This is a genomic window from Pseudolysinimonas kribbensis (assembly GCF_030161895.1).
GTDB classification, from domain to species: Bacteria; Actinomycetota; Actinomycetes; order Actinomycetales; family Microbacteriaceae; genus Pseudolysinimonas; species Pseudolysinimonas kribbensis.
Window position 1 is genome coordinate 1,581,525 of record NZ_BSVB01000001.1, and the last position, 12,465, is coordinate 1,593,989.

The following is a 12,465-nucleotide window of genomic DNA, read 5'->3' on the forward strand; positions in this document are numbered from 1 at the left end:
GGCCTTTCGAAGCGTGCTCGGTCGGGGTCGGTCAGTCGTCATAGAAGACCCAGTACCGCGACAGCCAGAAGTTGATGCCGGTGAATCCGGCGATCACGAGGAGCAGGAACCAGGCCATCGTCGACGCGTAGCCCATGTCGATGGGCGCCGTGAAGGCGTTCTGGTACAGGTACAGCGTGTAGAAGAGCGTCGAGTCGCTCGGTCCGCCCGTGCCCCCCGACACGATGTAGGCCTGGGTGAACGACTGGAACGCGAAGATCATCTGCAGCACGAGGTTGAAGAAGATGATCGGCGTCAGCAGCGGGAAGGTGATCGAGAAGAAGCGCCGCACCTTGCCCGCTCCGTCGACGGCGGCGGCCTCGTGGTACATCTCCGGGATCTGGCGAAGGCCGGCCAGGAAGATCACCATGGGCGAGCCGAAGGTCCAGACGTGCAGGAGCACGAGGGTCCACAGGGCGAAGTCGGGGTGCGAGATCCACCCGGGGCCGTCGATCCCGAACACGGCCAGGAAGCCGTTGACGAGCCCGTCCTTGCCGAACACCTGCCGCCAGAGGATCGCGATCGCGACCGAGCCGCCCATGAGGCTCGGCAGGTAGAAGACCGATCGGTAGAACGACAGGCCGCGCATCCCCCGATCGAGCACCAGGGCGAGAGCGAGAGCGAGGATCAGCTGCAGCGGGACGGACACGACGACGTAGAGCACCGTGATCCCGAAGGAGTGCCACAGGCGCTCGTCCTGCGCCATCCGCACGATGTTGCCGAATCCGGCCCAGCGCGGCGGGGTGAGCAGGTCGTAGTGGGTGAACGAGAGGACGAGCGACGCCACCATCGGGCCGATCGTGAACACCACCAGGCCGATGAGCCACGGCGCCAGGAACAGGTAGCCGGTGATGTTGTCGCGGGCTCGTGGCTTCGGGCTCCGGGCCCCGCTGCGCCGGCGTGACACGGTGAGCGAGCGCAGCTCTCCGAGACTGCTCACGATGACCTCCTCGTCCGTCGTCCGCCCGGCGGTCGCGCCGGGGCCCGTGAAAGCGGTTTCTCGATTATGCGGCGGGATGCCCGCGAGGTCAAACGGCTCGGCCCCGGCGATTCGTTATGGTGACACCTATCGCGGGGCGGTCGCCAGTGGCCGTGCGGGAAGGGCGGACCACCGTGGCGAGCCGATCGGGCGCAGCGACCATCGCCGAGGTGGCGCAGCGCGCCGGGGTGTCGCCCGCCACGGTCTCGCGCGTGATGAACGGGCGCTTCGTCGGAGAGCCGCAGGTCGCCGAGCGGGTTCGGCAGGCGGCGGCCGAGCTGGATTACTCCCCGAACCATCTCGCGCGCAGCCTCGCCCTCGGCGAGACCAAGGCGATCGCCTTCCTCGTGCCCGACCTGTCGAACCCCGCGTTCCAGGCCGTGCTCTCGAGCCTCAGCAAGACGGCGGCGAAAGACGGCTACCGGGTGCTCGTCGTCGACTCCGGCGAGTCGCCGACGGAGGAGCCGCTCCTGGCCGCCGAGGCCCGCCGGCGGTGCGATGCGATCGTGCTGTGCGCGCCGCGCATGTCCGAGGACGATCTCGTCGTCGCGGCGGATGCGCTGCGTCCGGTCGTCGTCATCAACCGTCAGACGTCGCGCGTGAGCGCCCCGACGCTGTCGATCGACTACCGGTCGGGGGTCGAGAGCCTCGCCCGCCACCTCTACGACCTCGGTCACCGCCACCTCGTCTTCCTCGAGGGGCCGGAGGGCAGTGTCTCGAACCGGGCGCGACTGCTCGGCCTCGAGGACTTCGAGCGCTCGACGCCGGATGTTCGCCTGGACCGGTTGCCCGTGGGAGCCGGATCGGAGGACGGCCTGCTCGCGGCGGGCGACGTCATCGCCACCGGCGCGACCGCCGCGCTCGCCTTCAACGACCTCGTGGCCGTCGGGCTGATCGGCGGGCTCGTGGAACGCGGCGTCCGGGTGCCCGAGGATCTCTCCGTGACGGGGTTCGACGACATCCCGTTCGCGCGGTATATCTCCCCGCCGCTGACCACCGCGTCGGTGCCGCACGAGGAGCTCGGTGTCCAGGCATGGAGCCGGATGCGTTCCCTCGTGCGCCACGAGACGCCCGAGCACAACGTTCTGTTCCAGCCCCGTCTCGAGCTGCGCAAGTCGACCGCGGCGCCGCGGGCCTGAGCCGGGCCGGGCCCGCCGGCGCTCGTTGACACCGTTCGGCCGCGGTGCTAGCTTCCCCGTGAAAGCGGTTTCTCAGCTTTGCGATCCCGAAACCGCCCGGTTCCGCCGACACGGCGGGCCGTCGAACTGAGAACAACGAAAGAGGCGCAATGACGCGTACAGCACGCCCCTTGCCCGCGTAGCCGCTCTCGGCGCGACCGTCGCGGCAGCACTCATCCTCGCGGGCTGCGCCGGCTCGCCGGCCGCCGCGCCGAGCGACGCCGGGCCGACCTTCAACCCGAAGCAGAAGATCACCCTCCACATCTCGTGGTGGGGCAACGACGGGCGCGCAGCGCTCATGTCCAAGGCGATCGACCTGTTCGAGAAGAAGTACCCGAACATCACGGTGAAGGCCGAGAGCGTCGGGGCTCCGAACGACCTGTTCAACCGCCTGACCACCGACTTCGCCGCGGGCGGCACCACCGCGCCCGACGTCTTCGCTCTCGGCGGCGCGCTGCCGCAGCAGTACGGCGGCTCCGGGCAGCTGCTCGACCTCGGCACGGTGAGCAAGTACGTCGACATCCAGGACTACGCGGCGACCGCCACGGTCAGCGCGACGGTCAAGGGCAAGCTCTACGGGCTGCCGACCGGCGGCAACGCGATCGGCGTGCTGGTCAACGAGGACCTGTTCAAGAAGGCCGGCGTCGACCTGCCCAAGGCGAACTGGACCTGGGACGACTTCATCAAGGCGGCGGACGAGATCGGCAAGAGCCACACCGGGGTCGCCGGTGTCGACCTGCGGATCCAGGACATCCTGGGCACCTACATCGCGCAGCTGAACAAGACCGGCGTCTACGACTTCAAGGGCAAGGTCGCCGCGACCCCGAAGCAGATCCAGAGCTGGCTCGAGATCGAGCAGAAGCTCGTCAAGGGGGCGGCATGCCCGACCCGTCGGTCGTCGTCGAGAACCACAACCTGACCCCCGACCAGACCCTGTTCGGCACCGGCAAGGCGGCCATGGCGTTCTCCTACAGCAACCAGATCGCCGCGTACTCGGCGGGCACGGGAGGCGCGAAGGTCGAGATCGTCACCCCGCCCACCTCGACGAAGCTCTCCGGCCTCTCGGTGCTGCCCTCGCAGTTCTGGGCGATCAACGCGCACACCGCCCAGCCGGCGGCGTCGGCGCTGCTCGTCGACTGGCTGCTCAACCAGCCCCAGGCGGCGAAGGTGATCCTGGCCGACCGCGGTCTGCCCTTCAACCCGAACACGCTCAAGGTCGTGCAGCCGCTTCTCGCCCCGGCGGACGCGGAGGCCGCGGGATACCTGCAGAAGGTGCTCAAGGTCGGCGTCGAGGCGCCGCCGCAGCCCAACGGCGGCTCCGTCATGAACGACCTGTCGCAGCGCATCGAGTCCGACGTGCTGTTCGGCAAGACCTCGGCGGCCGACGGCGGCACGTCGTTCGTCCAGCAGTTGACGGCGGCGCTGGCCACGGCCCAGTAGTCGCATCACCTTCGGTGGGCGGTCTCCGATCGGGGACCGCCCACCGTCGTCTCGGGGAAGGATGTCGGCATGACGGGGATCGACGACGCGCTCGCGCGGCTGCGCAGGTCCGACCCCGTGCGCGAGGCCGGGCTCTCGGGGGCCCTCGCGGAGGGGATCGCCGAGGCCGGCATCCGGTTCGCCTCGATCGGCGGCCCGCTCGGCGACCGGTGGATCCAGGCGCTGCGCGAGCTCGACGCCTGCGTCGGGCCGCTCGCCCCGGGCGAGGACCCCGTGCTCAGCGAGGGCGGGGTCTACCACGGCGCGTGGATCGAGAGCACGGGCACGATCAACGCCGAGGTGCTCGACCGCTTCGCGCCCGCGGTCACGCGGTCGACCCATCTCCTCTTCGCCGACCATGCCCGAGCCGACGGGCTGATCCCCTACAAGGTGACCGCAGACGGTCCGGCCTTCTCGCAGATCCAGATCGTCACGCCGTTCGCCCGGTCGGTGTGGCGGCACCACCTTGCCACCGGCCGCCGCGACCTCGCGCACCTTCGCCGGATGCTCGGCGTGCTCACCGCGAACGACGCCTGGCTCGCCGCGCACCGCGACACCCGTCGGACGGGCGCGGTCGAGGCGTTCTGCACCTTCGACACCGGCCACGACCTCTCGCCCCGCTTCTGGCACGTGCCCGACCGCTGCTTCCACGGCGACGCGGCGCGCTTCGATCCGGCCTCGCCGGGGCTCCCGTTCATCGCCCCCGACCTCACGGCCAACGTCGTCGCACAACGGCTCGCACTCGCCGACATCGCGGCCGAGCTCGGCGACGACGCGGACCCCTGGCGCGAACGGGCGGCCGTGTCGCTCGCAGCCCTGTGGGAGCAGTGCTTCGACGAGAACGCGGGCATGTTCTACGACCGGGACGCCTCCGGCGGGTTCGTGCGCGTCGACTCCGACGTGCTGCTTCGGGTGCTCGCGTGCGGCGTCGGCGACGACGCGTTCGCCGCCGTGGCGCTCGAGCGCCACCTCCTGAGCACCCGCCGCTTCCTCGGCCACTACGGGCTGACGTCGCTCGCGCTCGACGATCCGCGCTTCGATCACGACGCGAGCCGCAACTCCTGGGGCGGCCCGAGCAACTTCCTGAGCATGATCCGCGCCCCCGACGCGTTCGAGCCGCACGGCCGGCTCGCCGAGCTCGCGGTGATCGAGCAGCCGGTGCTCGCGGCCCTGACGATCGCCGACCGGTTTCCGCAGTGCCTCGATCCGTGGAGCGGCACCCCGGGATTCACGTCGGTGTACTCCCCGGCGATCCTGTGGTTCCTGGATGCCGTGGAGCGCGCCGCGGGCATCCGGACCCGGCACGACGGCGGCATCGACTTCGGCGGTCTCGTGCCGACCCGGCTCGAGCACGGCGCCGCCGCGACGGCCACCGCCTACGCGCGCACGATCGGCGGGATCCGATACGAGCTCGCGGGCGACGACGAACGGGTCGTCGTTCGGCGCGACGGCTCCCCGCACCTCGAGTTCGCGCGGGGCTGGCACGTCGAGGCGGATGCCGCGGGCGCGCCCGTCGCGGTCGTCGGCGTCGCGGGCGGCCCCGTCGCGGGCACGTTCACGTGGCCGGGCGGCGCGCTCGACCTGGCACTCGCCCCGAACGAGCGCCTCGCCCTGGCCGACGGCGCCCGCACCTCGATCGGCTTCATCCCGCCGCACTCGTAACTCGCGAATGACCGATTAATCCCAGTGCGGGAGCGACGTACTGGTCGATTTTGGTCAGTCGCGCGCGAGGTGCTCCCGGAGGAGTTCGACGAGGGGCGACCGCTCCCGGGTGCGGTCGAAGCGGAACCCCGACGCGAGCTCGCGCGCCTGGTCGGGCGTCACGCCGCGGAAGAGGTCGCCGAACTGCTCGGCGAGGGGCTCGGCGAGCAGGATGTGCCGCACGAGCACGGCGATATGCGGCTGCCGTCCCCACGGCCACGGCGCGTAGCCCGGGAACTCCCGGTCGAACAGCGCATCGAGGGGATCGAGGATGTCGCGCACTCCGGCATCCGACCCGCCCCACGAGTCGATGCCGAGCCGGCGCTTCTTCTCGACGAGCGCGCCGATGAGCTGCAGGTACTCGCTGTCGGGCGCGACCGTGCGCAGCCCCTGCAGCCTGATGTCCTTGTACGTCCAGAGCGCCCAGCTCGCGCCGTGCTCCCGGTAGATCTCGAGCTGATCGCGCAGCAGCCGGTAGCGCCACTCCTCGACGCCGCGCCCCGGCGGGTACATCGGGCCGAACTCGCCGATCCAGATCGGCGTGCCGGTGCGGCGCATGTACTCGGTGCGGCGGAGGAATGTCTGCTCGACCACCGTCCGGTCGAAGAATTCGCCGCGAGTGGTACCGGGGTACTCGGTGGCGCTCGTGATGCCGGGCAGCGCGTAGTCATGCGCCGTGTAGACCGTGTTCTCCATCGGCTCCGCGCGGCCGTCGAGGAACGAGAAGTCGGTGGAGTACTTGTTGCCGTCGAGGAAGAGCACGTGGCGCCGATCGATCGCCCGGATCGCCCGCTCCAGCCGCTCGTAGAACGCCGGCAGCACCTCGCCGCTCGCGTCCGACGGTTCGTTGATCGGGTTGTAACCGGCGACCTCCGGCCGGTCCTTGAAGCGGTCGGCGAGCGCCTCCCACAGATGCACGACGCGGTCCTGGAAGTGCCGGTGCTGCCAGAACTCGGCGATGTGGGTCGGGTTGTCGCTGTGCCAGTGCTGGTTCTGCCGCCCGGGCAGGGCGTGCAGGTCGATGATCGACCGGATGCCGTGCCGGGCGAGCACGGTGACCGCGCGATCGAGCTGCGCGAAGCCCGACTCCTTGAGCTCGAACGGCCGCGCGTCGTCCTCGAAATGCCGGTAGTTCACGGCGATGCGCATCGAGTCGATGCCGATGGCGGCGAGATAGGCCGCATCCTCATCCTGGATGAAGTCGCCGAGGTAGGCGTCGAAGAACGCGTCGTAGGCCTCGCGTCCCATGCGGTCGAGCAGGATGCGGCGGATGCCCTCCTCGTTGCCGGGGTAGCCGGAGATGAAGTTCTCCATGTTCATCCACCCGCCGAGGCTCACCCCGTGCAGGTGCACGGGCCGCTCGCCCTCGTCGACGAGATCGGCCCCCGCACCGCCAGCCAGTCGAGTCGTGTCATGGCAGTTCCTCTCCGTAGCCGAGGGTGCGCGGCCGCTGCCGCCCCCGTGCGTCCACGACCGGCCAGCGGGGGTCGGTGGTCAGTTCCTCGATCCCGTCGGCGTGCACGACCACGGTGTCCTCGAGCTTGAGACCGGGCGCCCAGGGGTTCCAGGCGAACGCCTGTCCGGCGACGATCCGGTCCGCGGCCGCCGGGGTCGCCTTCGGGTCGCGCCCCAGATATCCGGTCGGGCCGCCCTGATGATGACGCAGCCAGGCGTCGGCGCCGAAGCCGTGCCGCTCGTACGACCGGGCGATGTCGCCGAGCACGTCCGAGAGCACGCGCCCGGGCTCGGTGGCGGCGAGGGCATCCGCCTCCACCTCGCGCAGCGCCGCTTCCCGCGTCCCGTCGCCCGGATCCGCCCCGACCCACCGGGTGAGGTTGACGATAAGACCGTCGCGCCGGGCGCCGACGACGGCCATCGCCCGCGCCCCGAGCCGCGCCGCGGTCGGGAGCGGATGCGGCACGCCGGTGCGCGCCTCGCCTGCGACGAGCAGCACGACGGGCTCGGCGCCCGCGGCGACGAGGCGGGCCGCGAGATCTGCGGCCACCGCTCGCTCCGTGCGGTCGGGGCGGGTCGCGGCGAGCACGTCGGTCGTCAGCGCGGCCACCTCGGTGCCGAGCGCGCGATAGCGCTCGAGCTCGGCGGGCAGGAGGAAGCCCGCGCCGCCCGGAGCTCCGGCACGACGTCGCCCTCCGTGAGCCACCCGTCCGCGGCGACGGGGAGCGGTTCGAACCACGGCAACTCCTGGATCCGGACCCCGCCTCCCAACTCCTCCTCGCGCAGGCGATCGACCTCGTTGGCCGGCGCGTGCACGAAGATCGATCCGTCCGCGTCGACGGCCGCGGTGAGCACCGCCGGTCCGCCGAGCGGGACCGAGACGCGGGCTCCGTCGAAGAGCCAGGCGAGGGACTCCGCACTCGTGAGCAGCAGGCCCTCGGCTCCGCGCGCGTCGATGATCGCGCGCAGTCGCGCGAGCTTCCGGACCCGATCGGTCGGCCGGTTCACGGCACCGGCTCCCGCGCGTCGTACTGCCGGAAGGCGGGCCGCAGCCGCGCGATCGCGACGAGGACGATCCCGATGACCACGGCACCCAGCAGCGGAGGCCACCACAGCGCGCCCGCCGCGGCCACGAAGCCCGCGAAGACGTCGCCCACCCGCGGCCCCGCGGTCAGCACGAGCGTGTACAAGCCCTGCAGTCGGCCGCGCATCTCGTCCGGCGCGGCGGACTGCATCATCGTCGTGCGGAAGATGCCCGCGATGTTGTCCGCGGCCCCGACCAGCACCAGGGCCGTGGCCAGCCCGATCAGCCAGGGCAGGTCGACGTGGTGCGCGTCCGCGTCATGCGGCAGGAGCGACAGGGTGAGCACGAGTGCACCGAAGACCGCGACGCCGCTCGCCATGCAGCCGGCCGCGATGAGCATCGCGCGCCCCTGCCGCCGCACCCGTCCGAGGGGTCCGGAGAGCACGCCGCTCACGATCACGCCGACCGCGCTCGCGGCGACGAGGATGCCGACGGTGGTCGCGCCGCCCCCGAGCAGGACCGCGCCGACGGCGGGCAGCAACGCGTACGCCCGACCGAACGCGAAGGTGGCGATCTGGATGCCGATCGCCGTCCGCAGGTTGCGGGCCGACCGCAGGAAGCGCAGTCCCTCGGCGATCGCCGCCGGGCCGACACGCGCGCGCACGGCCGGCACGATGGCCGGCAGCGACGCGATGCCCCAGAACCCGACGAGGAACAGCCCGAGGTCGATCGTGTAGGTCCAGGCGAATCCGACGGCGGCGACCAGCAGTCCGCCGAGGGCGGGGCCGACCGCCGACTGGAGGCCGGCGCTGATCCCGCTCAGGGCCGCGACCGCCGGCAGCAGCCGGCGCTCGACGAGGCGCGGATGGATGGCGAAGCGGGCGGCGCCGACGAGGGCGCCGACGGTCGACGACAGCGTCGTGAAGACGTAGTAGGGCCAGAGCTCGGTCACCGACAGCCAGGAGAGGCCGGCGATCCCGAGAGGGGCCACGAACGAGATCGACGAGGCGACGATGAGCACCTTGCGCCGGTCGAACGCGTCGACGATGGCGCCGCCGAAGATCCCCATGACGATCATGGGCGCGAGCGCGAATCCACCCACGAGAGCCACGGCGGCGGTCGTTCCGCTCAGGTCGTACACCTGGATGCCGATGGCGACCGCGGTCAACTGAGTCCCGATGCCCCCGGCCACCCCGCTCATCCAGAACCGGCGGTACGCGGGGCTCTCGCGAAGGGGCGCCACATCGAGGAACCAGCGTCGCCGGGGCGGTGCACAGTCGACGGCGGACACCCGGCCACCTTAGCAAGAAAGCGCTTTCTCGCTCTCGCTCTCGCGCTCGATCACCCTCCGGACGACGCCCGCACGACGAGCTCGGGCTGGAAGACGACCTGCCGCGGCCGCGGCTGCGCGGCGGCGGCCTCCTCGAGCAGGATGCCGACCGCCGTGCGCCCGATGAGCTCGGTCGGCTGCCGCACCGAGCTGAGCGGCACCATCGCCGCGCTCGCGACGTCGATGTCGTCGTAGCCGATCAGCGCGACGTCGCCCGGCACACGGACCGATCCCTCGACCACGAGCGTCTCGAGCACGCCGAGGGCGACCAGGTCGTTCGCGGCGAGCACGGCATCCGGCATTCGCGCCGATGCGAGGAGAGCGCGTCCGGCGCGCCGGCCCTCGGTCACCGTGAGCGCCGCCGTCGGCACGACCTCGAGCGTCGCGCCGTCGATCGAGGCGACCGCCTCCCGCGCGCCGGTGAGCCGATCCGCGACCTGCCGGATGCCGACCGGGCCGCCGACGAACGCGATCCGACGCCGGCCGATCTGCAGCAGGTGCGCCGCCGCCATCCGGCCGCCTGCGACGTCGTCGACCGACACCGAGCTGACGCGCCGGTCGCTGCTCGCCCGGTCGACCAGCACGGCCGGAATCCCGCGCTCGCGCAGAAGTCGCAGCCGCTCGTCGATGCGGCCGTACGGCGAGATCAGCACGCCGCGCACCCGCTGCTCCTCGAACAGGTCGAGGTAGCCGGCCTCGCGCGCGGAGTCCTCGGCGCTGTTGCCGAGGATCACCGACATCCCGTGCCGCACCGCCTCGTCCTCGGCCCCGCGGGCGAGATCGGTGAAGAACGGGTTGCGCACATCGAGCACGACGAGGCCGATGGTCTGACTCTGGCCGGCCCTCAGCATCCGTGCGGCGTCGTTGCGCACGTAGCCGAGCTCGGCGATGGCCTCCCGGATGCGACCGAGCGACGCCGCCGACACCTTCTCCGGATGGTTGAGGGCGTTCGACACCGTGCCGACCGAGACCCCCGCCCGCTCGGCGACGCCGCGGATGCCGATCGACGCCATGGCCCGATCCTGCCAGCGCGCGCCCGGAATGAATCCATTCACGACGCACCCGGCACAATCTGAGGGTGAGCGCGCTCGACCTCTCCCTTCCGGTGGTCCTCGGGACGGGCTGGTTCGACCCCGACGTCGCCGGTGCCGTGGACGCCTCCATCGCGACCTACCTGGACGCCGGTGGACGGGTGCTCGACACCGGACGCGTCTACGGTCGCAGCGAGGACGCGATCGGCGACTGGTTCCGCGCGCACGGCGACGTGCCGGGGGTGCGACTCGTCACGAAGGGGGCCACCCGGATCTCACCGACTGGCTTCCGCGCCTGTCGCGCCACGCGGTGCTCGCCGACGCGCGCACGAGCGCGGACAAGCTGGGGAGGCCTGTCGATCTCTACCTGTTGCACCGCGACGACCCGGCGGCTCCCGTCGAGGACCTGGCCGACACACTGCGGGTCGTGGTCGACGAGGGTCTGGCCTCGGAGGTCGGGGTCTCGAACTGGGCGCTCGATCGGACCCGCGCACTCGATGATGCCCTGCGCGAGCGCGGACTCCGGTTGGCGGCCCTCAGCAACTACGCGGGACTCGCGGCTGCCAGCGGCACGCCGGAGCTCGCGGGCGTGCGCAGCCTCGACGCGGCGACGCTCGCGTGGGCGCAGGCGCACCGCATCCCGAACCTCGCCTGGTCGTCGCAGTCGGGCGGCTATTTCGTCGGCCGCGAGAGATCGCTCTTCGACGGTCGCGAGAACGTGCGCCGCCGGGGGTGCTCGACCGAGTGGCCGCGGCCGCGGGTGTGCGTTCGGACGACCTGCTCGCCCGGTGGACGGCGACGCGCACCCGCAGCATCGTGCCGATCGTCGCGAGCCGCACGCCCGAGCGCCTCGCACGCGTCCTCTCGAGTACGCGGGATGCGGCATTCGACCCGGCGGTCGAGCAGCTCATCGCCGCGCTCGACCCTGCCGGCTCTCTCAGCCGCGCGCTCCTCGATCCCGACCCCGCGTGGTGAACCTCACCGCCGTCGACGGGCTGACCGTTTCGCGACAGGTCGGGATGCCGTATCGTTAAAACGATTCAATCGCGGCCGTCGCCGCCCGGATGAAAGAGCCGCCCATGGTCGATCTCGCGCCCATCTCGTCCCGTCTCGCCGAGCAGCGGATCGAACTGCCCTCGTGGGCGTTCGGCAACTCGGGCACGCGCTTCAAGGTGTTCGCCCAGCCCGGTGTGCCGCGCGATCCGTTCGAGAAGATCTCCGACGCCGCCCAGGTGCACAAGCACACCGGCCTCGCGCCGACCGTCGCCCTGCACATCCCGTGGGACAAGGTCGACAGCTACGACGACCTCGCGAAGCACGCCGAGGACAACGGTGTCGCACTCGGCACCGTCAACTCGAACACGTTCCAGGACGACGACTACAAGCTCGGCTCCGTCACGCACCGCGACGACCGCATCCGCCAGAAGGCGATCGACCACCACTTCGCGTGCATCGACGTCATGAACCAGACCGGGTCGCGCGACCTCAAGATCTGGCTCGCCGACGGCACCAACTATCCGGGACAGGACGACATGCGCGGCCGCCAGGACCGGCTGCACGACTCGCTGTCGAAGATCTACGAGCGGATCGGCGAGAACCAGCGCCTCGTGCTCGAGTACAAGTTCTTCGAGCCGGCGTTCTACCACACCGACGTGCCGGACTGGGGCACCAGCTACGCCCAGGTCAGCGCCCTCGGCGAGCGCGCCGTGGTGTGCCTCGACACCGGCCACCACGCGCCAGGCACCAACATCGAGTTCATCGTCATGCAGCTGCTGCGCCTCGGCAAGCTCGGCTCGTTCGACTTCAACTCGCGCTTCTACGCCGACGACGACCTGATCGTCGGGGCGGCCGACCCGTTCCAGCTGTTCCGGATCCTCGTCGAGGTCGTGCGCGGCGGCGGCTACGGCGACGACGGCGACACGGCCTTCATGCTCGACCAGTGCCACAACATCGAGGACAAGATCCCCGGCCAGATCCGCAGCGTGCTCAACGTGCAGGAGATGACGGCGCGGGCGCTGCTCGTCGACACCGCGGCGCTCGCGACCGCGCAGGCGGCGGGCGACGTGCTGAGCGCCAACGGCATCCTGATGGACGCCTTCTACACCGACGTGCGGCCGGCGCTCGCCGAGTGGCGCGCCGCGCGCGGGCTGCCGGAGGATCCGATGGCGGCCTATGCGGCATCCGGGTACGGCGCGAGCATCGTCGCCGACCGGGTCGGCGGCAACCAGGCCGGCTGGGGCGCCTGAGCG

12 protein-coding genes and 2 pseudogenes are annotated in these 12,465 nt (G+C 71.4%); 8 read left to right on the top strand and 6 right to left on the bottom strand.

The features are described 5' to 3' along the window. Nucleotides 1-31 precede the first annotated feature (31 nt). Nucleotides 32-979 carry a carbohydrate ABC transporter permease gene (locus QQK35_RS08890; RefSeq protein WP_284253855.1) on the bottom strand — a complete coding sequence of 316 codons (948 nt, stop codon included), beginning with the start codon at nt 977-979 and terminating at the stop codon, nt 32-34. Nucleotides 980-1,188: 209 nt separating this feature from the next. On the opposite strand from QQK35_RS08890, the gene QQK35_RS08895 reads away from it, so the two are divergent. The 4 genes from QQK35_RS08895 (at nt 1,189) to QQK35_RS08910 (ending at nt 5,337) form a co-directional block, all read left to right on the top strand. Next, on the top strand, nt 1,189-2,157 hold the full coding sequence (locus tag QQK35_RS08895) for a LacI family DNA-binding transcriptional regulator (RefSeq protein WP_431311802.1): 969 nt from the start codon (nt 1,189-1,191) through the stop codon (nt 2,155-2,157). A 337-nt stretch (nt 2,158-2,494) separates the two neighbouring features. Further along, on the top strand, nt 2,495-3,115 hold the full coding sequence (locus QQK35_RS08900; protein ID WP_284253856.1) for an ABC transporter substrate-binding protein: 621 nt from the start codon (nt 2,495-2,497) through the stop codon (nt 3,113-3,115). Continuing rightward, nucleotides 3,076-3,636 carry an extracellular solute-binding protein gene (locus QQK35_RS08905; protein WP_284253857.1) on the top strand — a complete coding sequence of 187 codons (561 nt, stop codon included), beginning with the start codon at nt 3,076-3,078 and terminating at the stop codon, nt 3,634-3,636. Before QQK35_RS08900 ends, QQK35_RS08905 begins: the two co-directional genes overlap by 40 nt. A gap of 69 nt (nt 3,637-3,705) precedes the next feature. Continuing rightward, a complete protein-coding gene (locus tag QQK35_RS08910) occupies nt 3,706-5,337 on the top strand; it encodes an MGH1-like glycoside hydrolase domain-containing protein (protein ID WP_284253858.1) in 1,632 nt (543 codons plus the stop codon). Nucleotides 5,338-5,391: 54 nt separating this feature from the next. Here the strand turns inward: QQK35_RS08910 and QQK35_RS08915 are convergent, their stop codons facing one another. Genes QQK35_RS08915 through QQK35_RS08935 form a run of 5 tightly spaced genes read right to left on the bottom strand, consistent with a single transcriptional unit; the run spans nt 5,392 to nt 10,198 of the window. Then, on the bottom strand, nt 5,392-6,729 hold the full coding sequence (locus QQK35_RS08915) for a glycoside hydrolase family 5 protein (protein ID WP_284253859.1): 1,338 nt from the start codon (nt 6,727-6,729) through the stop codon (nt 5,392-5,394). Nucleotides 6,730-6,787: 58 nt separating this feature from the next. Continuing rightward, nucleotides 6,788-7,441 (bottom strand): M24 family metallopeptidase, encoded by a 654-nt coding sequence (locus QQK35_RS08920; protein WP_284253860.1) that lies wholly within the window; start codon nt 7,439-7,441, stop codon nt 6,788-6,790. Beyond that, nucleotides 7,429-7,839: a hypothetical protein gene (locus QQK35_RS08925; RefSeq protein ID WP_284253861.1), complete on the bottom strand. Its 411-nt coding sequence runs from the start codon at nt 7,837-7,839 to the stop codon at nt 7,429-7,431. The genes QQK35_RS08920 and QQK35_RS08925 overlap by 13 nt, the downstream gene beginning before the upstream one ends. Next, the gene (locus tag QQK35_RS08930) at nt 7,836-9,146 is read right to left on the bottom strand and encodes an MFS transporter (protein ID WP_284253862.1); all 1,311 of its coding nucleotides are present in this window, start codon (nt 9,144-9,146) and stop codon (nt 7,836-7,838) included. Before QQK35_RS08930 ends, QQK35_RS08925 begins: the two co-directional genes overlap by 4 nt. 50 nt (nt 9,147-9,196) lie before the next feature. Beyond that, entirely contained in the window at nt 9,197-10,198 is a 1,002-nt protein-coding gene (locus QQK35_RS08935; RefSeq protein ID WP_284253863.1) for a LacI family DNA-binding transcriptional regulator, read from the bottom strand. 137 nt (nt 10,199-10,335) lie between these two features. On the opposite strand from QQK35_RS08935, the pseudogene QQK35_RS20390 reads away from it, so the two are divergent. The 4 genes and pseudogenes from QQK35_RS20390 to rhaI all read left to right on the top strand — a co-directional run. Then, nucleotides 10,336-10,482 (top strand): annotated as a pseudogene (locus QQK35_RS20390) (aldo/keto reductase); the annotation flags it as partial. Then, a pseudogene (locus QQK35_RS20395) lies at nt 10,428-10,916 on the top strand (aldo/keto reductase); the annotation flags it as partial. The pseudogenes QQK35_RS20390 and QQK35_RS20395, both read left to right, overlap by 55 nt. 32 nt (nt 10,917-10,948) lie before the next feature. Continuing rightward, the gene (locus QQK35_RS08940) at nt 10,949-11,191 is read left to right on the top strand and encodes a hypothetical protein (protein WP_284253864.1); all 243 of its coding nucleotides are present in this window, start codon (nt 10,949-10,951) and stop codon (nt 11,189-11,191) included. A gap of 104 nt (nt 11,192-11,295) precedes the next feature. Further along, on the top strand, nt 11,296-12,462 hold the full coding sequence (rhaI, locus tag QQK35_RS08945; RefSeq protein WP_284253865.1) for an L-rhamnose isomerase: 1,167 nt from the start codon (nt 11,296-11,298) through the stop codon (nt 12,460-12,462). Nucleotides 12,463-12,465 lie beyond the last annotated feature (3 nt).